This is a genomic window from Brevibacillus sp. BD137, from assembly GCF_041644655.1.
Taxonomy (GTDB): Bacteria; Bacillota; Bacilli; order Brevibacillales; family Brevibacillaceae; genus Brevibacillus; species Brevibacillus brevis_D.
The window spans coordinates 26,745-49,472 of the sequence record NZ_JAOTNO010000021.1; the positions used below are offsets into that span (position 1 = coordinate 26,745).

Genomic DNA, 22,728 nt, shown 5'->3' on the forward strand with positions numbered 1-22,728 from the left:
TTGGCTCGACGGTCCCCTTTTGGGAGTGGAGACGGACAGTCAATCCCCCATGCTGGCGTGTCAGAGTCGAAGAGAACTGTGCTTTTTCTTCCCCTCCACTATGTTGACTCAAACCAGATGGATCTTCCCTGCTTATCTAACGGTTTTTCTTATCGGCAAAACGAAGGAGGCAAAAACCATGGTTGATTATGACGCAATGGAATACCCATACGCATCGAAGCGTGTGACGACTTTTGCCAAGAACGGTATGGTAGCGACCTCGCAGCCACTAGCGGCACAAGCAGGTCTCGATATTTTGAAAAAGGGCGGAAATGCGGTGGATGCGGCGATTGCAACGGCTGCGTGCCTGACTGTAGTAGAACCGACCTCAAACGGCATCGGGGGTGACGCATTTGCCCTCGTGTGGATCAAAGACGAGCTGCACGGACTGAATGCAAGCGGGCCAGCTCCACAAGGAATCTCCATCGAGGCATTAAAAGCAAAAGGTCTGAAAGAAATGCCGACCTATGGCTGGACCCCTGTCACGGTCCCAGGCGCACCTGCTGCGTGGGCAGCCTTGTCCAAGCGTTTTGGACGTCTTCCGCTTACAGAGGTTTTGCAACCAGCGATTGACTATGCGGAGAATGGCTATCCGGTATCGCCCACATTGGCGCATAATTGGGATGTAGCTCATAGAAAGCTTTCTCAGCAATGCAAAGGGGAAGCGTTCGTGCATTGGTTCTCCACCTTTACGCCAGATGGCAAAGTACCAAAAGCGGGCGACATCTGGAAGTCACCGGGTCATGCAAAGACGCTGCGCCAAATCGCGGAAACAAATGCGGAGAGCTTCTACCGTGGAGAGCTGGCAGACAAGATCGACGCGTTCTCGCGTGAGTGCGACGGTTATTTGCGCAAAGAAGACCTGGCAGCCTATGAGCCGGAATGGGTGAAGCCGATCGGAGTCAACTACCGCGGCTATGATGTGTGGGAGATCCCGCCAAATGGGCAAGGGATGATCGGCCTGATGGCTCTGAACATTCTGAAAGGTTTTGTTTTTGACGCAAAGGACACAACAGAAACGTATCACAAGCAAATCGAAGCGATGAAGCTGGCATTTGTGGATGGATTGAAATACATCACAGAAGAGAGCAAAATGAAGGTTTCGAAGGAAGCCTTGTTGTCAGAGGAGTACGCTGCTACTCGACGTGCACTGATTGGTCATGAAGCCTTGACGCCAGAGCCGGGTCAGCCGAAAACGAGCGGTACGGTCTATTTAGCGACTGCTGACGGTGAGGGCAGCATGGTTTCCTTTATCCAAAGCAACTACATGGGCTTTGGTTCCGGAGTAGTTGTGCCGGGGACAGGGATCGCCATGCAAAACCGGGGTCATAACTTCTCGCTGGACTCTGCTCATGACAATTGCTTAGAGCCAGGCAAAAGAACATTCCACACCATAATCCCGGGCTTCTTGACGAAGGATGGAAAAGCAGTGGGGCCATTCGGCGTAATGGGTGGCTTCATGCAGCCACAAGGACATGTGCAGGTGGTCATGAACACCATCGACTTCCACCTCAATCCGCAAGCTTCGCTCGATGCGCCGCGCTGGCAGTGGATGGAAGGCAAAACGGTGGAGCTGGAACGTCATTTCCCGGAGCATTTGGCACTAGCTTTGGAGCGCAGGGGTCATACGATCAAGTGGGCGCAGCTCGGCAATTACTTTGGACGAGGTCAAATCATTTGGCGTGATGAAAATGGTGTGCTGAGCGGTGGTACTGATATGCGTGCAGACAGCAGCATTGCTGCTTGGTAAGGAAAAATCCTGGGACTGGACTGAAGGAAAGGAGGGCTACCATGGAAACTTTACCTCCATGGGTGTGGAGTGTCTATTATATATGTATCCTCATAACAATAATCAGTAGTATTGTGTATCTAATTCGGAAACGGCGTACCCTTTTTTCGATGATAACTATATTTTGTTCTATTGTCGGTCCAATTGTATTTTTTTTGCAGTCTCTAGTGCGCGGCTCTGGAACAGAAATTGATAACCTGTTGTACCACCTTACCCAAGGGGATATATGGGCTTTGTTTGTTATCCTTGCTTTTATGGAAATAGTTGCGTGGTATTTCACACTTGCGAAAGATCTTTTTAGCAAAAGAGAACCGAATAATAGAGTGAGTTGAGCCGAAGCGGATGCTTCGGTTTTTTTATTTCCCCGTAATGGAATGGATGACAAGATGTTCTCTTGTTCAGAAGTTGTCTAGATGTTCTTAGTAGAATGTAGAAAATGATCAAATTATGCCGTTTTTGCATATAGTAAACCCCCTTATGATAGTCCGAAAGTCGTGATCTAAAAGATGGGAGAAAACAATTTGAATGAATACCATTTTAATTGTTGATGATACAGCGTTTACGAGACTCGTGTTGCGTAACATGTTTGAGAAATTAGGTATTGAGGTAGTGGCGGAAGCTGATTCAGGGGAGGAAGCTGTCAGGAATTATTGTTTGTATCGACCGTCACTGGTCATGATGGATATTACGATGCCAGGCATGAACGGTTTGGTTGCTTCGCGAAAAATCATAGAGCTGGATAAGAATGCGAAGATCATTATTTGCTCCGCAGTTGCACGACGCGATACGGTCATCAAAGCGATTCAAGCTGGTGCGCGTGATTTTATCGCAAAGCCCTTACAGTTCGAGAGGATTGAATGGGCTGTTCAGCATTTGTTAGAAACAGATTCTAGGTGAAACAAAATGAAGGCGGAGTCACCTCTACCTTTTGAACGGATGGAATATAATTAGGAAGAAGAACAGGGATAAGCTGCCGTATAGGTAACTGTCCCTGTTCTTCTTTTTGTCTCTTGTTCAGAAATTGTTGAGATGATCCTAGTAGAATGGGTGAAGCTACGGAATAGAGGGGCTTTATGCCTATGAAAATGAAAGGTTAAGAGGCGTTAGTTTTGGTTGGTATTGCCATTAGGAATATATTACTATAATAAAACAGTCCAAAAGATATAGATGGATAGGATGGGAGACAGCATTTTGGATGAATAGCATTCTGATTGTTGATGATACGGCGTTTACGAGACGTGTGCTGCGCAACATATTTGAGACGTTAGGACTGCATGTGGTTGCGGAAGCTGCTTCGGGAGAGGAGGCTGTTAGAAATTACTGCTTGTACAAACCATCACTCGTTACGATGGACATTACCATGCCCGGCATGAACGGTTTGACTGCTTCACGCAAAATCATGGAGTTGGACAAGGATGCCAAGATCATTATTTGCTCAGCAGTGTCTAGGAACGATACCGTCATCAAGGCGATTCAGGCAGGGGCGCGGGATTTCATTGCGAAGCCACTGCAGCTAGAGCGAATCGAATGGGCTGTCCAAAAATTGCTGGGAACAGGAGTAGATGATCGTTGTGGGGATCGACAGGAGAAACAAATAGCTGAGGTGTTAGCATGAAAGTCTTGATCACAGGTGGTTATGGGTTCATTGGTTCTTTTGTCGCGGAGAGATTTTATAAGGAAGGGTATAAGGTTTTCATCCTCGACAATCTCAGCTCAGGCAATCAAAGGAACGTCACATTTCCGCATAAGGCATACGAGCTGGATGTAGCGGATAAAAAATGTGATGAAGTATTTAAGAGCAACAAGTTCGATGTCGTCATCCATTTAGCGGCCCAAGTAAGTGTTGCTGCATCCATGGAAGACCCCCTGCTGGATACGAATACGAACATTCTGGGACTCGTGAATATGTTAAAGCTATCGAGCAAATATGGCGTGTCCAAATTTATTTTTGCGTCATCAGCCGCCGTTTACGGCATGAATGAATGTACACCTTTACTCGAAGATTCAGCGTGTGATCCGGTATCTGTTTATGGAATAAACAAGCACATCGGCGAAATGTATTGCCGCAAATGGACAGAAATGTACGGCTTGCAAACGGTAGCCTTTCGCTTGGCTAATGTGTATGGCCCCAGACAAAGTGCAGGAGGGGAAGGCGGTGTTATCTCTACTTTTTTAACCCAGATCAACCATGGGAAAGAAATAGTTCTGCACGGGGATGGCAGCCAAACGAGAGACTTCATTTATGTAGAGGATGTAGCTGATGCCATTTTCCGTTCCGTTACCACGGATGATACGGGTGTGATGAATTTGTCTACGAACCAGGAAAGCAGCATAAATGAGCTGATTGATATTCTCGGGGCTAACCAGCCTCTTCAAGGAATATCACGAAGGGGAAAACGCCCAGGAGACGTAGATAAGTCGGTTTTGGACAATACGTGGGCAAAACGAAGACTAGATTGGATCCCGATGTATTCATTGACGGAGGGGCTGGAAAAAACGGCGCAGTGGTATCAAGAGACCGTCGCAGAGAAGGAACAAGAGCAGGAGAGCGAAGCGAAGAAAGCGATCCATTGGCTCCGTTCATGGGATGCAAGGCCGTACTTAGAGAACATTCTTGCGTTTCTTCTGGTGGTTTTCGCGACAGTTGGAACGGTTAATAGCGGTGTCTTTGATCTCAAGCTGATTTACATCGTGTTGATTGGCGCCATTTACGGAACGAAGCAATCCCTCTTGTCGGTTATCCTGGCTTGTGGACTTTTCATCGGAGAAAGTCTGCATAACGGGCGCGATGTCGTATCGCTCTTATATGACGCGAATGTTCTGTTTCATATCGCTGTCTATTTTATTATCGGGATTGCTGTGGGCTATTCGATCGACAAACGCAACAGGGACGTATTGTCCAAGGAGCTGCAAAAACAAGCGCTGGAAGACAAGTATGATTTTTTAAAAGACATTTATAACGATGTTCTGATGGTGAAGCAAGAATTGCAGCAGCAGATCGTGAATTCAGAAGACAGCTTTGGAAAAATCTACAACATCACCAAAGAGTTGGACAGCCTCGAGCCTGAACGCATATTGCAGAAATCAGTCAAGGTACTGGAAAGAATCATGAAGTCCGATGAGATCGCCATTTATACGATGAATCAAAATGGCTCTTTCTTGCGATTGATGGCCAAATCGAATAAAGCGGGCTTTGATCTGCCACGCTCGCTGAAAATGAGTGAACATGCTTACCTTACTGAATTAATGACAACGAAAAAGATCATCGTGAATAAAGAGCTACGTCACGACATGCCCCTTATAGCAGCTCCTATTTTTGACAAGGGAAAAATGGTTGCGGTGGTCACATTGCAACAACTCGGGTTTGAAAACTTTACGATGTACACCCAAAACCTTTTTCAGGTTGCCGTTCAATTGATCTCATCCGCTTTGTCCCGTTCTCTTCGATACTTAAACTCCACACAAAAGGACCGTTACCTAGACGATACCCCTATCCTGATTCCTGCTTATTTTTCAGCAATGGTGAAGAACAAAAGGGACGCCAAGCAACAGTTAAACACTGACTTTACCCTCTTGGCAGTGGATTTTGCGCAAATGGATCATCATACACTTGCTACCTATATCGCCAGTTCTCTTCGCGAAGCAGATTATATGGGAATGGACGAAGCAGGAGATGTCTATATCATTCTCTCCAATTCCAACGAGCAAGAAGCCCAAATCGTGATTGATAGGCTTGGTAGACTCGGTATTGCATCGAGAATTGTGCAGGAAAAAGACCAGGATCGCTTCTCCTTGAAGGATGGCGCTTATGTTTAATCTAGTCCTCCTCCATGTCTTGGTGTCTGTTGGTTACAGTTGGATGCAAAGCCGCGGCAAAAACAAGCAGGTGCTGATTATGCGAATGCTTGTTACTGGCTTTCTTCCCATTTTTGGCCTCCTGTTATTGGGGATTACCGATGTGTACAAACGAACATCGAAAAAGAATGTGAATGAACTGATGCTAGAGAGCGATTTGCTGAAGCTAGCGGAGGGATCGAATATTTTCCGAAGAGCGGACATGGAAAAGGAAATGAACATCGTCCCTGTTGAGGACATTTTGTTTTTGAACGACACGAGCACGCGCCGAAAGATGCTGATCGATGTCTTGAAAGAGCAGACCATTTGGCAGATCGGCACATTGGAGACAGCCTTGCAAAACGAGGACTCAGAAACGGTTCACTACGCAGCAGCCGCTTTAACGGAAATGCGGCGAAACCTTCAGCTCCAACTGCAGAATTTATCAGTGAAATACGAGGAGAACAAGCAGGAGCTTGCAGTTCTACGTGCCTACGCAGACGTATTGAAGAAGTATCTGGACAGTTCACTCCTTGATCAACGCACCTATGTGAAATACAGCTACACGTATTCGTTTGTTCTGGAGTCATTATTGGACATTTATCAGGAAGAAGAAAGCTATTTTGTGGACAAGATCAATTGTGAGCTGGGGAACCAGTCCTATGAAAAAGCGGAACAGTACTGTCAATTGTTTCATGAGTATCATCCGGAAAGTGAGCAGCCATATGTCATGTCGCTCAAGCGCTTCTTTACGATCAGAGACTACGCAGGTTTTGTGGCAGAGATGAATCGGTTAAAAAGCTCGTCGGTTAAAATCTCCCACGCTACGCTGATGATGATTCGCTACTGGAACGATGAGCAAGACAGCAATTGGGCGGAAGTCGCTGTTACACAGGAAATAGGTACGAAACTGAAAGAGATGAGCGATACAAAATGAGAATGACTAGGTTCAGGAGAAGGAAAAGAGACAGGGAAAATGGCAGAGACTGGAGCAGGTCGAGGTCCAACGATATTCCCGTGAAAAAAAACATCTACATCATTCTGATCTTTGTGGCGATTCTGGGGATCACTATTGAAGCTACCCGGTCTCAGTTCATCCTTCAGGTGAGCAGTAATAAGTCAGGAGGCTCGGGAAAAGAGGCTGACGAGCCGAAGCAAAACGCGATCAGTCAGGGGGAAATCGCCAAGCTGGTAAGGGAGAGATTCCTCATTCTGCATGATTCCAAGGATGAGAGCAGCATGGCAATCGCGAGGAATGTGGAGCAAGTGCTGCGGTATATGAAAAAGGAGTACGAGCTTGCTGACGTTAAGCAGTTCTCGAAGCCCGACGCCCAATACATGACGGTCATTGTCACCATAGAAAATCTGGACATGCTAGCCAATCTGGATGCGATGATGCAATACGCGCACAATGGTGGAAATGTGTTCTTTTCACGTACGCCTGAATACAATGACAGCTTGTACCGCATATACCGAAAACTAGGGATCAATTCGATCAATCTCCCTATCGTGACAAATGGCATTCAGATGACATCCAATCTCTTGATCAAAGGAGAGGATGCAAAAATCGGCGCAGATGCCATTGTGAATTCCTCGATTCCCGTAGAACTGGATAGGCAAGCAAAGGTTCACGCTGTTTCCGCCGACAATATGCCGCTGCTATGGGAGACCCGGTATGGACAGGGAAAGCTCATGGTCTATAACGGGACGAATATGCAATCTGCCATGAACAGAGGACTGATTGCTGGTGGCATCAGTTTACTGAATCCAGATTTTATGTACCCCATTTTCAATATGAAAGTCATGTATATTGACGATTTTCCGGCCCCTTTTCGTCAGGGGATCGAGCCGAGTATTTACCGCGAGTACCGCAAAGATATTCCCAGCTTCTTTCGGGACGTGTGGTGGCCGGACATGATCAAGCTTGCTGCCGATTACGATGTGACCTACACGGGAGCTATTATCAATACCTACAATAACCGGGTTGCTCCACCCTTCACTGACGAGGAAGGAACGGATTCGAACAATCTGATTACGTACGGCAGGGATTTGTTGAAAATGGGTGGCGAATTGGGCATCCACGGATACAATCATCAATCACTGGTTACCGATCAAGCGACGGCGAGCCATTACGAGTATAAGGCTTGGCCTGATGAAGCAAGTATGGCCGAGTCACTTACGTATCTGGACAATTATATCAAGAAGGTCTTCTCGGCATATGACATACAGGCGTATGTCCCGCCTTCCAACGTGTTGGGAGAGGAAGGGCGTCGAGCACTGAAAAAGTCTTTTCCTGATCTGAGAATCATTGCCTCCTTGTATGCGGAATCAGACAGTACACACGAATACATTCAGGAGTTTTCCGTGGCCGAAGATGGCATTGTAGAGCTGCCGCGTATTACCTCCGGTTACAGTCGCACAGACATTCATGATTGGTACATAACGAATGCGATCACATCCATCGGTGTTTTTTCTCATTTTGTTCATCCTGACGATGTGTTGGACAAGGAGCGAAGCAATAACAAGTCGTGGTCGGAATTGGTGAAAGACTTTCAACTCATGCTAGAAGAGCTTTACGAGCAGTATCCATGGCTGCGTAGCCAGACTGCTTCCGAAGCTGCAACAAGCCTTGAGAGATATTTACAGACGGATGTATATATCTCGCATACGGATAAAAAAGTGACAGGCTACATGAACAATTTCTCCGAAGACATGTATTACATCTTGCGGACAAATAAAAAAATGACGAGCTTGGTCAATTGCACGGTAGAAAAAATAGAGGAAGGCGTCTATCTCGTGCATGCAACGGGTGCAAAATTTGAAATAGGACTGGAAGAGTAAGCGATGAAAATTTGTCTGATTGCCGAAGGATCTTACCCGTATATTACAGGGGGAGTGTCTAGCTGGATTCATTCCTTAATCGATAGCATGCCGGAGCATGAGTTTATCATTTATGCAATTGGTGCCGAGGAGAAAAACAGGGGGAAGTACGTCTACCAACTCCCTGCGAATGTAGTGGAAATCAAAGAGGTATTTCTAGATGCCTATCTGAAAGAAGAGGCTGCACCGGGAAAGCGTTTGGGTCTGACTGAGGATGAGCAGCAAGCGTTGCTTTCGTTGCTGGATGGTAGCAAAGGTGACTGGCATGCTCTGTTTTCCGTGTTGTCGGGGAGTAAGGTGCCATCCGTAGCCGAGTTGCTTACGAGCAAGGACTTTTTCGAGGTCATTCAACGGCTTTGCGAGCAAAAATATCCGCAAATTCCTTTTACCGAAATGATCTGGATGATTCGCTCGATGGTGTTGCCGCTATGTCAGATCATTCAAAACGGCATGCCGCAAGCGGATTTGTATCACAGTGTTTGTACGGGATATGGCGGTGTTGCAGGGAGTCTCGGGAAGTATCTGCATGCAAAGCCGTTTTTGCTGACGGAGCATGGAATTTATACCCGCGAGCGGGAAGAAGAAATTATCAAGGCAAGCTGGATCAAGGGTCACTTTAAGGATATTTGGATCGATTATTTTCATAATCTTTCTGCATGTGCCTACTCCTACGCGGATGAGGTAATCACGTTGTTTGAGCGGAACAAGGAAATTCAGATCGAGCTAGGCTGTGATCCCTCCAAAGTATCCGTGATCCCGAACGGTGTAAAAGTGAGTGATTATGCTGACGTCGTAGAGGAAAAAAAGGACGACACAATCACCATTGGTGCTGTTGTCCGCGTGGTACCAATCAAAGATATAAAAACAATGCTTCATAGCTTTGGACTCGTTAAAGAACAAGTGCCACACGCACGCTTTGTTATCATGGGCCCGACGGATGAAGATGAGGAGTACTATACAGAATGCTTGCAATTGGTCGATAGCCTTCAGCTTGAGGCTGTTACGTTTACGGGTGCGGTTAATGTGAAAGAGTATCTCGGAAAAATGGACATGCTTGTTCTGACCAGCATCAGCGAAGGCCAGCCGCTCGTTATTTTGGAAGGAATGGCATGCAGAAAGCCCTTCGTCACAACGGACGTGGGAAGCTGTCGGGAATTGTTGTACGGCAATGGTGACAGCTATGGCAACGCCGGGATAACGGTACCTGTCATGCATTTTACTCAAATTGCCCAAGCGATCATTACATTGTGCCAAAACGAGCCATTGAGACGGCGGATGGGAAGATGCGGTTTCCAAAGAGTATCGGATATTTACACACATGAGAACTTCTTGGCGGGATATCGCGAAATGTACCGGAAATACGAGGTGTAAGAAACATGGCGGGCATTGGCTTTGAACTGAAGAAAATGTTTCGGAATAAAGGGTATTTGTCCAGTGTGAAGGCGTATGCATTTTCTTCGCTGGTCACAGTCGGACCGATGCTGATTTGTATGGTCATGATCACGGTGCTACAGCAAGTTCTTCTTCAATTGAATGTCAGTTATTTGGAGAGGATGTCTTTTTTAGCAGCTGTTGTTTATGCGTTCGTGTTTTCACTATTGGTTACCTGTGGTTTTTCCATGGTCATTTCCCGCTATATAGCAGACAAAATTTACTTACGCGAGTATAACGACATCATTGCTTCTTTGTATGGAGTTATCGCTGTTTGCCTGGGCTTGGGGGGGATTCTCGGCGGTGCTTTTTACTGGCTATCCCCTTTGCCGTCTGGCTTTAAGCTCGTTGCCTACCTTCTTTTTGTGGAACTGATCGTCGTATGGCTTCAATCCGCCTATTTGTCCGCATTAAAGGATTATATGCGCATTATTCGCGGGTATTTGGCGGCTGTTGCTGTGACTCTTCTGACTGCGTTTTTACTGTCTTATCTGACTGAGTTGGAAAAAGGAATTGCCATGCTGATTTCTTTGGATCTGGGTTTTTTTATCATGATCGTTCTGTCTATGGTTCATCTGGAGAGCTATTTCCCGAAGCGGGAGAGGAACTACTTCGATTTCGTGAAGTACATGAAGAAATATCCAAGTCTGCTGGGGGTGGGTCTGTTTTGCTCTCTTGGCTTTTATGTGCACCATTTTATTTACTGGCTGGAGAGTCCGCTTCAAGAAGTCGTGGCGGATACATACGTGATTGCGCCTTTTTATGATGTTCCTGCTTTCTATGCCTCCTTGAGCATATTGCCTACGATGGTCATGTTTGTTGTATCTGTAGAGACCGCTTTTTACGAGAAGTATCGAGCGTATTACGGAACAATATTGGGCACAGGCTCGGTGCAGGATATCAAGCGGGCAAAAACAGACATGGTCCAAACATTGATGCAAGAGCTCAGCTTCATGATGGAAGTGCAGCTGTTCTTTTCCTTCGTTGCATTGGCTCTGGGAATTACGTTGCTTCCGCACATCGGGTTTACGTCCGAGCAGATGGAGCGGTACAACATTCTGGTGATAGCGGGATACTTGTACGCTGTGATGTTTGTGGTCGTGCTGATGCTGCTCTATTTTGACGATCGGAAGGGAGCGCTTGCGGTGACGACCTTATTTCTCATCAGTACGGTTGTCATCACCATAGCGATGCTGCCCCTTCATAACTACGGCTTTTCATTTTTTATTGCTTCGTTTCTTGCACTGGTAGCCGGTCTCGGCAGGTTGATCTATTACCTGAAAAATATTGATTATTACACCTATTGCCTACAACCGCTCTATGTCAAAGGAAAGCGAATGGAATAGATGGGGACTGATGGATTTGGGGAGGACTTAGGTTGAAGAAAAAACGATTCATACTGAGCCTGCTCGTAGCATTCGGAGTTGTATTGACTGGTTGTACACAGGATGTGCCTGAACAGCCAGTGTCAGACAACCCGTCAGCAACGAGTCAGGTGGCGCCAACTCAGCAGCTGAACGAGGGGTTGATTGAGAATAGAAGCGTATACGATCAGGATGTGGATGGGAGCATCGTCCATTTATATGTGACGGTAGTCAACGAAGAAAATTCAAAACTGAAGACGACTACCTTTACGGAACTCAATCTAGCTCCTAGTGGACGGAATGAAAAGGGAGAAGATCTCCAGGCCAAAGTCATTATGCAGGAAGGGACGGCGGAGGGGCCAACTCAGGGTCACTTTGGTTTTGGCGAGACGAGAGCGAATGGAACGATTGAGCTGCGGGGGGAATCGAGCAGGAGAGCGGAACAAAAATCGTACAAAATCCGTTTGTTCGAAAGTGCCGGATACTGGCGGGATCAGCGCAACATCAACTTAAGCAAGCACAAGTCTGATATGACGCGTGTTCGACAAAAGCTTAGCTTTGATTATTTCGAGCAGATGCCGAATATGACCAGCTTGCGGACGCAGTTCGTTCAAGTAAAAATCAAGGATTTGACCAAGAAAAATCCGGATCGGGACTTTGTTGATTACGGTTTGTTCACTCAAATTGAACAGCCAAACAAAACATTTTTGCAGGCGCACGGATTGGATCGGAACGGAAACTTGTACAAGGCAATTGATTTCGAGTTCCATCGCTACGAGGATCAGATCAAGCTGGCGATCGATCCTACCTACGACAAGAAAGCATTTGAGAAAATTTTGGAGATCAAAGGCAGCGAGAACCATGAAAAGCTCATTGCCATGCTGGAGGATCTCCATAATCCTGCAATGAATACGCAGGACTTTTTGGACAAGCATTTTGATCGGGATAACTACTATACATGGATGGCATCCAACCTGTTGATGGGGAATCACGACACGGCTGTTCACAATTTTTATTTATACAGCCCAAGTAACTCGAACAAATGGTATTTCCTCCCGTGGGACTATGACTCAACATGGGGATTTTTCGAAGAAGAGCTCAAGCGCAGTCCAGAAAAAGGACTCGGTCCATGGCAGTTTGGCCTCTCCGAATACTGGGTGTCGAACCTGCATCGCCGCATCTTCAAAGACTCGGAAAACATCAAGGCGCTAAACGAAAAGGTTGAGGAAGTCAGCAAGATCATTACGAAAGAGCAGACGGAAAAATACTTGCAGAGCTATTATCCGATTGTGAGTAAATACGTGCTGCAACTACCTGATTTATATAATTTGCCGTTGGATGTTTCCTATTTTCACAAGGAGCAAGCACTTCTCTCCGGTGAACCAGAGCGTAACAAAAAGAGGTACTATGAACGCCAAGAGAATCCGATGCCCTTTTTTATGGGAGAGCCAAGAAAAGAAGGAGATAAACTCATTTTTGCTTGGGACCATTCCTATGACCTGCAAGGAGACGATCTGACCTATGATTTTGCTGTCAGCTACGATCCTGCATTTACGAAGATACACGCGCAGGCAAAGGGGCTGACAGGAGTCCAATACACGATAAACGATCCGGGAAAAGGTCGCTTTTTCTGGAGGGTGATTGTACGGGACAGCAAAGGGAACGTACAGACGGCATTTGACAGAGTAGAGCCGGAGGATGCGATTTATCATGGGGTGAAGGAGTTCGTGTTGAAATGAAAGGAATCCAGAGCACGGGCATCCAGCTCGGCAACAAGCGATTGCGGCATGAGTTGAAGTATTATCTTCGGCTGAGTCATTACGAGCCGTTCCGGCAGAAATTGCGTCTGATCGCAACTCCTGACCCTCATTCTGTAAGTGAGGAAGGGTATCATATTCGCAGCCTGTATTTTGATGACTATCATGATACGGCTCTCTATGAAAAAAACTACGGGGTTTTTCAAAGAAAAAAGTATCGCATCCGCATTTACAATAAAAGTGATTCGGTCATCAAGATGGAGCGAAAGAGCAAGTTTGGCGGATACATTTGCAAAGAATCAGCGTCGATTACGCGGGATGAGTATGAACAGATTTTGGCAGGCGATGTTGAGTTTTTACGTGAGACGGAAAGTGCTGTGCTGCGAGATTTTTATTTATCGTGCAAGAATCATCTGTTTCGGCCTCGCGTCATCACGGATTATGTTCGAGAGGCGTATTTGGTGAGAGAAGGGAACGTCCGAATTACGTTTGATAAGTACTTGAAGGCAAACGTCAATTCGCTTGATATTTTTGACGAACACATCATGATGGTCAGAGCGATTCATCAGCCCATGATGATCATGGAAGTGAAGTACGATCAATTCCTGCCATTCAATATGAGACTTTTGCTACAAAACCTGAGTAATCAGCGGTCGGCTATCTCCAAATATGTCATTTGCAGAGAGGAAACCAAAAAGTACTATAATCTTTAGTGTGAGGAGAAGTCGAGAAATTATGGACACGACCAATACGATTACTTTTCAAGATATCATCAAAAAAAGCGTCTTAAAAATGGATCAGTTCGCCAGCATCTCGATCATCGATACTGTCATAGGTCTTGTGTTATCGGGAGTGCTTGGGTTGTTCATCTACTATATTTACAAGAAAACGTTTCGCGGCGTCGTCTATACGCACACCTTTAACATCACGCTGGTGGCCATGGCCATGCTTACTTGCCTGATTATCATGACGATTAGCACGAATATCGTGCTCTCTCTCGGGATGGTCGGCGCGTTGAGTATTGTGCGGTTCCGTACCGCCATCAAAGACCCGTTGGATATTGTCTTCATGTTTTGGTCGATCTCGGTCGGTATTGCGACGGGAGCAGGTGTGTACCCGGTTTCCGTTCTAGGATCTCTGGTAGTGGCAGGTGTCATTGTCGTATTATCCAAGCGGCAAATGAGAGATGTTGCTTATCTGCTCATTATTACCTATCAGGATCAAGCCAATGACGGAGTCAAATATCAGTTGAACAAGTTAAAGTACACGCTGAAATCAAAGACAGTCAACAAAGAGATGGTGGAATTGATTGTAGAAGTAAAAATCAAAGGAGATAATACGGCATTTGTTCAAGATATTTCAGAGGTAGAAGGTGTGAAAAACGTATCATTGGTTAGCTACGATGGCGATTATGCACCATAAATGATTCTACAAAAAAAACCCTTTCTGACAGCTCCTTTACAGGTTGTCAGGAAGGGATTTTTTCTTTGATGATCAGTCTCGTACTTGAACCTTGCCTAGTGTGTATCTTCCGTCCGCTCTTTTTCCTTCCATGGCAAATTGAATGCCCGGTTCTTCCGTATGCGGATCGAGAATAGCCACACAGAGGGTGTATGTTCCTTCTGGTAAATCATCTGGGATTTTCAAGCTTTCCTTGACTGTTTTCGTGCCAGGAAGCCATTTGCGGATGTCTTCGTCCGTTTTGGTCTTGGTTACGATCTCGCCATTTTCATCCGTGAGTGACAGCTCGAGAATCCACGGGAAATAAAAAGGAGCGACACCGCGGTTTTGCCAATCCATCGTTATAGCGAGGCTTTCTCCGGACTGGACTGCTTTGGCATGTGTCTCTTTCATGATGGAGAAGCGGTAGCCAATCGTGTTTAAAAAGCGGTTCAGGTATTGTTGTTGTTCGCTATCTTTTTCGATTTGTGCAGGTGTATTGGGGCCAAGCCAGCTAATATGCGAAGCTTTGGCTTGTGAGATTACCTGGTTAATGGAGGAGCGATCAAAGTAGCTGTTTAACGAGTCGGATGGGGAGAACTCTCCACCGCTTGGTGCATACTTCCAAAAGTCAGGCATGGCAGGCATTGTCTCTTTGGTCAGCCAGGATACATAGCCCTTCTGTATCCAGGACAGGTAGCTGTCGGTATCCTCTTTGTTGCCGAACATGTCGTTAAACAGGCCCAGCTTGTACTCTTTAGCGACTGGATGTGGTCTTCGCATCAGTAGCATGGAATCAGGGAAGTTATCCAGATACGGTTGGACGTACTGATCCGTGACTTCTGTCGCAGGGAAAGGAATAGACGTATCAGTGTGCCATTCTCCCCAGTGACCGACGCTTCCCAGTTGAATGAAAGCAATGCGGGGATCGTCCTTGTAACGCTCTCCCAATGCGTCAATCAACTGTTTGTGGTATTTGATGATCAATGGGTTGCTGTAGTTGGGACTATAGCCTTTGCCATAGTCGTTTCGATACCACTCGCCGTCTTCAAAGTTGTCATTGTCCCCGCCGATCTCGTTGTATAACCAATCCGGTATCTCCATGTCCGATTTGGTGTGAGGAATATCCATTACGATACGGAGGATGAACTTGACATCTTTTTCTGTCCATTCATCAAACCGGATCACATCTTCGACCTCATCAAATGCAAAATCCCCTTTAGTAGGCTCGAGCATCCTCCAGGTAAGATTGGCATAGACGAGCGTGTGTTCTTGCTCAAGATTACTCGTCCGTGAGTCGGGAGCTAGTCCCATATACGGGTTTCGGAGCACATCTTGGGTTTGTTTTGGTGAATAGGTCGCCGTTCCATAACTGGAGGCGGCGGCAGAGGAAGGTAGAATGCAAAAAGCAGCGAGAAGTACGCTGTATAGAACACTTCTGAGCTTCATGAGTGCCCCCTAGATTTAGTGAGAGAGTAGCATTACTTTTGTTCTGTCTCTTGTTTCCATATGTGATACCATTTGGTGATATGTTCGTTTGCTGCTGAGCCGAGTTCATTCTCCCACCGAGAGGTCAAGAGTTGATACTGTTCTTCGACAGCCGCATGATCGTCTAAGGAAGCATACAGCTGCATCAAGATCATGTAGCTGTCTTCTTCAAGCGGGTGCAAATTCTGAATGCGTTGGTTGACGTTGATCGCCTCTCGTACTCTGCCGTGTCCCAAATAAAAGCTGCTCATTGTTTTGGCGAGCGAAAGCCACATTCTGCGGAGTCTTTCCCGCTCGTACTCTGCCCACAAATAGTCGTAGTCTCCGAAATAATCACCTGTATACGCTGCGAGCAATTGCTCATACTCCTGCATATTGGCAAGAGAGAGGGGAGGGATTTGTTTGAGACGATTCTCCCATTCCTCTACATCGATCGTAGCCGAATCAATCGTCAGCTTATAGCCGCCTTCTAAATTGCCTTTGTTGATCGATATCGTTTGGAGACCATAGCGTTTCAAGGTTTGCCGGATGAGGTAAATCGTCGTATATAGCTGGGTTACGCCTTTGCTTCCATCATAGTCCGGCCACAAAAGCTCGATAAGCGAATCTTTGTCGATCATCTTGTTGCGGTGATGCAACAAATACGCAAACAGCTCGCGGGCTTTATTCGTGCGCCACTTGATCTCTTGCGGCTCCTGATTGGGCTGATGAAACAAAATACTATTGAAGCATTGGATGGAGACGACTGACTCTTCTTTAACGGGCGCGGCTTCTTTCGCGGACTTGATTCTCTCACGAAGACGGTCCATTGTCTTTTGCAAGCGTTGAAGCTGTACGGGCTTCATGATGTAATCCAGTGCGCATAGCTCAAAAGCATCAACGGCGTACTTATCGTACCCTGTGACAAATACGATCTCCGGGGAGTTATCGATTCCTTGCAGACGTTCTCCGATCTCCAGTCCACTGATGCGCGGCATATTAATATCTAAAAATACGACATCTGGTTGAAGAGATATTGCTTGGTCGATCGCTTCGAGAGGATTGGTGTAGGCTCCGACTACCTTAACGCCGCCAACATCTTTTTCTAGCAATCGTTGCAGATGCATCAAGGGTAGTTGCTCGTCGTCTACCAATAAGGCTCTCATCCACTGTCTCTCCTTCAAAAAACGATAAAATGCAACAGATTGTCTTACGAATCTGATTTGTTCATACTTTCTACTCTATCATCAAAAGAGGGGTTATCCAAATCTTTACGGTGGAGGGAAATGTGAATTTTTTAGCGATTTAGGGTATTCTTCGCCTAGATCGCATCCACTGTCAACTTCAGAACATTCTCCAACTTATCAAACGAGACAAACCGGGCTTGTCGGAACACTTCTTTTCCGTCCATGAACAGAAGGATCGCCGGAGCTGTAAATACGAGAAACTCACCGGAAAGATTAGGCATTTTTTCCATGGATGCAACCATACTTTTCACTTGTGGGTATTGTTTCAGCAGTTCTACCGTTCTTTCGTAGGTGACATCGCAAACACCGCAGTTTGCCGTTTTAATGAACAGCAGGCTGAGGGGATGGCCCTCGATGTCTGTAAGCAGTTCAGTCAGTTCTACATATTCCTGCACAGTTCTCCACCTCTTGTTTCGTTGTCCTCACACATTATCATCAGCTTACCCTACGATTCGACAGATTGAAAAGGAAAAACGTCCCGCCCAATCTCAGGAAAAAACAGAATGAAAGCGATTTCCAGTAAAAGTCCCAAAAAAATTGGGTATTTTTGCAACAATCTTCTAAAATCCTCCGTCTGTAATGGTGAATTTTTCCTAAATAGCAGGAAGGGAGGACATATGTTGTTATCCATGTATGTCATCATTCCCATTCTTTTCGTAATGGTAGTCGCTATGTATACCGACCTGCGCAGTCGTCTCATTTACGACTGGCTGACGCTTCCGGGAATCGTTTATTTTCTCCTCGTGCATGCGTACCTTCATCCGGAGAAATGGCTAACCTATGCGATGGGCGCTATCGTGCTGGGCGGAATCTCACTGCTCATGGCGGTGATCAGTAAAGGGCAGATGGGCGGAGGCGATATCAAGCTGCTGGCTTTGGTGGGAGCGGCGGTTGGATGGCAAGCGGGATTGGTCGTACTCATGCTTACGTATTTGCTCGCGGGAGTCAGTGTACTTCCCATATGGGTCATATCCAAGATGACGGGCAGAATGAAGCTTAATCGAGAGATACCACTGGCGCCATTTATCGCTGGAGGAACCAGTCTAATGCTGGTCATGGTTACGTATTACTAGTCTTTTTCTCATAAGGTTGTTGATTCGGAATCTTGGTAATAAAACGACAAAACATGACACTTGAATGGATTTTTCAAAAAAGAGAGGGAATCTTAAGATGTTGGAATCAAAACGTAGAGCAATCATCTTCCTTGTATTATCGTTCCTACTTGCTGCTCTGGCGGGCTTTCTGTTTTTGCAAAAAATCAAGGATTTGAACGCGCAGCTTGGCGAGATGGTGGAAATTTACGAGGCGAATGCAGACATTCCATCTCGGGCACTGATTCAACCCGACCAATTGACGGTAAGGGAAATCCCCAAAAAGTACGCGGATGATTCGTATGTGATCGATAAAGCCAGTTTGAAAAATCAAGTCACGATTGTCCCTTTGTCGAAGGGGGATATCATTACGAAAAACATCATGAAGCCAGCAAATGTTGTTCGGGACGAGAACAACAGGCTCGTGACGGTATTTTCATCGAATAATATCGTCTTCGACCAAGAGTTGGAAGCGCTAGACCGGGTAGACATCATTATCTCGCATGAGGTGAGTGGAAAGCCCGTAACGGAAGTGTTCATGAAAGATGTACCGGTCGCCATGGTAGCAAAATCGGAGAACAGCTTCAAGGGCGTGGCTTTGGAACTGCCGTTTGAGGAAGCACCGAAATTCATTCACCAGCAGCATTACGCCCAGATGGTTCGCATTTTGAAAGCGAATGTGGGCAAAGGAGATTTAGGCATTCCTGATCCGTTTGTGGAGCCTACCCCGGAACAGACGAAACCGCCTGGCAAACCAGCTGACGCCAAACCTGGGACACCAGCAGTAACGCCACCTGCGGCACAGCCTGCCGGACAGCCCGCCGTCCAGACACCACCAACGGCTCCAGTTCAGCCACAAAGCAAACCAACTTCGGTACCACCGCAGCCAACTAATCAACCACCGAAAACCGGAGGATAAGTCATGAACAAAGATATGAAAATTCTCGTCGTTGCGGATTACGACTCTGTAAAAGACATGCTGAGGGAAATTCTGTCCGTTTACGAGCAAGTACGATACACGACTTCCAGCGAAGTGAAAAAAGAAATTGACCGTATTGGACCCGATGTCGTTTTGCTCGTGCAGCCGGAAGACGGAGCAGGAGTAGAGCTGGTGCAGTATATACAAGGGGAGCTGCCGGAGGGCATTGTCATTTATCTGACGGAAAGACAGGATTTTGTCTTGCTGCGAGATGTCGTCCGTGCGGGTGCGGTTGAATACATTGTCATGCCTGATGAGCTCAACCTTTTGTCTGATCGTCTCGACAAAATATCCGATCTATCCCTAATCAAACAGAGAAAAAAGGGCGCGGATGTATCCGGCAAGGCTTTTGTGAGAGGACGGGGGAAGGTGTACTCCTTTTACAGCGGAAAAGGGGGAAGCGGGCGAACGCAGCTGGCAACAGGCTTTGCGCAAGCATTGAAGCTGGAATCTACGGCAAGTGTGCTGCTCATCGACCTCAATCTCCAATACGGCGGTGTAGAAACCTTCTTGTCGTTTGAAAACAACCGTACATTGGGCGATCTGATGCCGGTTATGGATGAAATCAACGAATTTCATATTCGCAACGTGGCGCAGAGGGAGAACTATTCCAAGCTGGAGGTGCTGGTCAGCCCGCGGGATGCCGAGACAGCCGAGAATATGTCCGAAGCCTTCGTCACCAGGCTGATCCGTGCCAGCCGCCGCAGTTATGACTTTGTCATTCTCGACCTGCCAACGCATATGAACGAGCTAACCTTTGCCGCTTTGTCAGAGTCGGACATGATTTACTACGTGATGAATCTGGATACGCCGTCCGTACAAATTTACCGACTCGTGGAAGACCTGTTCAAACGGCTTCGGATTGATACGGCAGGCAGGCTCGAAGTGATCGTCAACCAGGTGGGACGGGATAACGAACTGAACGTATCGGATTTGAAAGGATTATTCAACGCTCCGATTACTGCTGAAATCAGCAGAGATCATCAAGGAGTTCAAGCTGCCGTTAATCAAGGCCGACCATTGCAAAAAGAACCGAATGAGAAGAAGCTCTCTCCGGCTGCGAAAGACATCAGAAAATGGGTACTCAAGAAACTGTCATAAAGGTGGGAGTTAGATGGCTTTATTCCGACGCAAGCAAGAGCAGACAGCGCCAGGGGATGAGGCAAAGCAGACGACACTCGCTGCCACACTAGCAGCTCCTTCCTTCAATCCGTATATTGACGAGCTGGCTGAGCATTACAAGACCCGACTCTTACGTGAAACCAACCTGGAGAGGTTGACTAGTCTAGGTTCAGATGAGATGCGTCTCGCAATCGAGCGTCTCGTCTCCCAATACATGTCGGAAGAGAAAGTAGTCATTCCACGAAATGAAAAGGACATTCTGCTTACTCGTTTGATCAATGAATCGGTGGGGCTTGGCCCACTTGAACCGCTGCTTGCCGATCCAGAAATCACGGAGATTTCGATTAACGGACATAACCTGGTATACGTCGAGAAACGGGGAAGGCTGGAATTAACCGATTTAAAATTTCGTGACGAGGAACACTTGCGGCATATCGTGGACCGGATTGTGGCACCACTTGGCCGTCGAATCGATGAAAGCTCGCCGATGGTCGACGCCCGTCTGAAGGATGGAAGCCGTGTGAATGCCGTCATCCCTCCGATCAGTCTCAATGGCACACTCGTTTCGATCCGTAAATTTCGCAAAGAGCCTTTCTTGATGGATGATCTGATGCAATTTGGTTCTTTCAGTGAAGCGATGTCTCAGTTCATTCAAGCCGTGGTGGAAGCCAAAATGAACGTGCTGATCTCCGGCGGGACCGGTAGTGGTAAGACAACGCTACTGAATGCGACAGCAAAAGCGATTCCGCACTACGAACGTGTCATAACTATTGAGGATTCGGCCGAGTTGAAGCTGACTCACCCCAACTGTATTGGGATGGAGGCACGCCCGCCCAATATGGAGGGAACAGGGGAAGTTACCATTCGTCAGCTCGTGCGAAACTCCCTTCGGATGAGGCCAGACCGAATCATCGTCGGGGAGGTACGGGGTCCAGAGGCATTCGACATGCTGCAGGCCATGAATACCGGGCATGAAGGATCACTTACAACTGTTCACGCCAACTCACCACAGGATGCCTTTAACCGTTTGGAAGGGATGGTCGTTATGGCTGGGATGGATTTGCCCTCCTCGATTGTCCGCGAATATATCGTCAGTGCGCTGGATATCATCGTCCAAGTCACCCGCCTGACAGACGGAACACGTAAAATCGTTTCGATTTCGGAAGTAGCGAAAACGGAAGACAAACGAGTAGAGGTCAACGAGATTTTTCGTTTCCAGCGAAAGGGAATCGGCGCAAAAGGGGAAGTGCTTGGCTACTTTACGGCAACGGGGGTAATTCCACGGTGCTTGGAGAGGCTCCAAGTTTTTGGAATCAATCTGGACGAATCCATGTTCAGGGCGGAAGGAGGGAAGCAGCGTGACCATGCCTATTCTATTTAGTCTCGCGGTGTTGTTTGGCATCTGGGGCATGTACGAGTATCTCGGTTATCGGGCCAAGAAGACCGAATGGAAAAAGAAAGCGGAAGAATGGTTCGAGGTAAAGGGAAAACGAAAAAGCGTCGTCATCGTTTGGGGAGATAAATTTGACCAAACGCCCTATGCCAAGGAAATCCAAAAAAAGCTGATCAAAGCGAACTTCCCGCTTGCGCCCTCGGAATTTTACGGAATTTTGATCGTAGGGACTATGGGACTCGCTTTCTTACTCAGTAACGTGGTGAATATTCCCTTTCCTTACAACCTCATTATTGGTGCAGCGGTGATGTATCTCATACAGAACGTGTTGTTCTTCGTCAGACGAAATAAGTACCAGGAGCGCTTGAATGAACAGTTGTCCGAGGTGTGCCGCCTTTTGGCAAACTCATTGCGGGCAGGCCTTACGCTCTCGCAGGGGATCACGCTTGTTGCGAAAGAGATGAATTACCCTGCTGGCGAAGAGTTCAGCCGTATGGCGCGCGAGCTGCAGCTTGGCGTTAGCTTTGACCGCGCGCTCTCTGACATGGAAAAACGGATACCGACACGGGATTTCCGTATCTTTACTGCTACGCTGTTGATTCAACGGCGCGCAGGGGGGAATTTGAGCCAAGTGCTGCAGGAAATGGCAGAGACATTGGAGGATCGCCGCATTGTGAATCAGGAGATTAAGACGATGACCGCCGAGCAGCGATACGTCTCCATCTTGGTGCCGATTATGCCTATTGCCCTGGTACTGATGATGAACATGATGAACGAAGGCTTTATTGATCCGTTGTTTTCCGGATTTGGTCTTTTTCTTCTGGGGTTGTTCGTAATCGGAACTCTTTTGTCCTATATCCTCGTAAAGAAAGTGACCAACATAAAGGTGTGAAAA

The 22,728-nt window shown here is 46.9% G+C and carries 19 protein-coding genes; 16 read left to right on the forward strand and 3 right to left on the reverse strand.

The window, feature by feature from the left end; all coding sequences use genetic code 11:
- Positions 1–178 precede the first annotated feature (178 nt).
- The 11 genes from ODZ53_RS27740 (at position 179) to ODZ53_RS27790 (ending at position 14,516) form a co-directional block, all read left to right on the forward strand.
- Positions 179–1,789, forward strand: a complete 1,611-nt coding sequence (locus ODZ53_RS27740; RefSeq protein WP_372681505.1) for a gamma-glutamyltransferase family protein — start codon at positions 179–181, stop codon at positions 1,787–1,789.
- Between the two features lie 564 nt (positions 1,790–2,353).
- Positions 2,354–2,725 carry a response regulator gene (locus tag ODZ53_RS27745; protein ID WP_199928837.1) on the forward strand — a complete coding sequence of 124 codons (372 nt, stop codon included), beginning with the start codon at positions 2,354–2,356 and terminating at the stop codon, positions 2,723–2,725.
- A 298-nt stretch (positions 2,726–3,023) separates the two neighbouring features.
- Positions 3,024–3,443 carry a response regulator gene (locus ODZ53_RS27750; RefSeq protein ID WP_142498432.1) on the forward strand — a complete coding sequence of 140 codons (420 nt, stop codon included), beginning with the start codon at positions 3,024–3,026 and terminating at the stop codon, positions 3,441–3,443.
- Positions 3,440–5,644, forward strand: coding sequence for an NAD-dependent epimerase/dehydratase family protein (locus ODZ53_RS27755; RefSeq protein ID WP_372681507.1), 2,205 nt, complete (start codon positions 3,440–3,442; stop codon positions 5,642–5,644). The genes ODZ53_RS27750 and ODZ53_RS27755 overlap by 4 nt, the downstream gene beginning before the upstream one ends.
- Complete coding sequence (locus ODZ53_RS27760) at positions 5,637–6,599, forward strand: hypothetical protein (RefSeq protein WP_372681509.1); 963 nt, start codon at positions 5,637–5,639, stop codon at positions 6,597–6,599. The genes ODZ53_RS27755 and ODZ53_RS27760 overlap by 8 nt, the downstream gene beginning before the upstream one ends.
- Positions 6,600–6,679: 80 nt before the next feature.
- On the forward strand, positions 6,680–8,503 hold the full coding sequence (locus ODZ53_RS27765; protein WP_372681511.1) for a DUF2194 domain-containing protein: 1,824 nt from the start codon (positions 6,680–6,682) through the stop codon (positions 8,501–8,503).
- A gap of 3 nt (positions 8,504–8,506) precedes the next feature.
- Positions 8,507–9,913 (forward strand): GT4 family glycosyltransferase PelF, encoded by a 1,407-nt coding sequence (pelF, locus tag ODZ53_RS27770; protein WP_372681513.1) that lies wholly within the window; start codon positions 8,507–8,509, stop codon positions 9,911–9,913.
- Between the two features lie 5 nt (positions 9,914–9,918).
- A complete protein-coding gene (gene pelG / locus ODZ53_RS27775; protein ID WP_372681515.1) occupies positions 9,919–11,319 on the forward strand; it encodes an exopolysaccharide Pel transporter PelG in 1,401 nt (466 codons plus the stop codon).
- Between the two features lie 32 nt (positions 11,320–11,351).
- Positions 11,352–13,076 carry a CotH kinase family protein gene (locus ODZ53_RS27780; RefSeq protein WP_372681517.1) on the forward strand — a complete coding sequence of 575 codons (1,725 nt, stop codon included), beginning with the start codon at positions 11,352–11,354 and terminating at the stop codon, positions 13,074–13,076.
- A complete protein-coding gene (locus ODZ53_RS27785; protein WP_372681519.1) occupies positions 13,073–13,807 on the forward strand; it encodes a polyphosphate polymerase domain-containing protein in 735 nt (244 codons plus the stop codon). The genes ODZ53_RS27780 and ODZ53_RS27785 overlap by 4 nt, the downstream gene beginning before the upstream one ends.
- A gap of 22 nt (positions 13,808–13,829) precedes the next feature.
- Positions 13,830–14,516, forward strand: coding sequence for a DUF4956 domain-containing protein (locus ODZ53_RS27790; protein WP_064201829.1), 687 nt, complete (start codon positions 13,830–13,832; stop codon positions 14,514–14,516).
- A 72-nt stretch (positions 14,517–14,588) separates the two neighbouring features.
- Here the strand turns inward: ODZ53_RS27790 and ODZ53_RS27795 are convergent, their stop codons facing one another.
- The 3 genes from ODZ53_RS27795 to ODZ53_RS27805 form a co-directional block, all read right to left on the reverse strand.
- Positions 14,589–15,983, reverse strand: a complete 1,395-nt coding sequence (locus tag ODZ53_RS27795) for a DUF4832 domain-containing protein (protein WP_372681521.1) — start codon at positions 15,981–15,983, stop codon at positions 14,589–14,591.
- Between the two features lie 32 nt (positions 15,984–16,015).
- A complete protein-coding gene (locus tag ODZ53_RS27800; protein ID WP_199928828.1) occupies positions 16,016–17,167 on the reverse strand; it encodes a response regulator in 1,152 nt (383 codons plus the stop codon).
- Positions 17,168–17,322: 155 nt separating this feature from the next.
- Positions 17,323–17,643, reverse strand: coding sequence for a thioredoxin family protein (locus tag ODZ53_RS27805; RefSeq protein WP_372681523.1), 321 nt, complete (start codon positions 17,641–17,643; stop codon positions 17,323–17,325).
- A gap of 222 nt (positions 17,644–17,865) precedes the next feature.
- On the opposite strand from ODZ53_RS27805, the gene ODZ53_RS27810 reads away from it, so the two are divergent.
- From ODZ53_RS27810 to ODZ53_RS27830, 5 genes are all read left to right on the forward strand, one after another.
- Positions 17,866–18,321 carry a prepilin peptidase gene (locus ODZ53_RS27810; RefSeq protein WP_142498421.1) on the forward strand — a complete coding sequence of 152 codons (456 nt, stop codon included), beginning with the start codon at positions 17,866–17,868 and terminating at the stop codon, positions 18,319–18,321.
- A gap of 97 nt (positions 18,322–18,418) precedes the next feature.
- Complete coding sequence (locus tag ODZ53_RS27815) at positions 18,419–19,258, forward strand: CpaB family protein (RefSeq protein ID WP_289676015.1); 840 nt, start codon at positions 18,419–18,421, stop codon at positions 19,256–19,258.
- A gap of 3 nt (positions 19,259–19,261) precedes the next feature.
- Entirely contained in the window at positions 19,262–20,419 is a 1,158-nt protein-coding gene (locus ODZ53_RS27820) for a CpaE/TadZ family protein (RefSeq protein WP_289676016.1), read from the forward strand.
- A 13-nt stretch (positions 20,420–20,432) separates the two neighbouring features.
- Positions 20,433–21,821, forward strand: a complete 1,389-nt coding sequence (locus ODZ53_RS27825) for a TadA family conjugal transfer-associated ATPase (RefSeq protein WP_372681526.1) — start codon at positions 20,433–20,435, stop codon at positions 21,819–21,821.
- The gene (locus ODZ53_RS27830) at positions 21,799–22,725 is read left to right on the forward strand and encodes a type II secretion system F family protein (RefSeq protein WP_199928823.1); all 927 of its coding nucleotides are present in this window, start codon (positions 21,799–21,801) and stop codon (positions 22,723–22,725) included. The genes ODZ53_RS27825 and ODZ53_RS27830 overlap by 23 nt, the downstream gene beginning before the upstream one ends.
- Positions 22,726–22,728 lie beyond the last annotated feature (3 nt).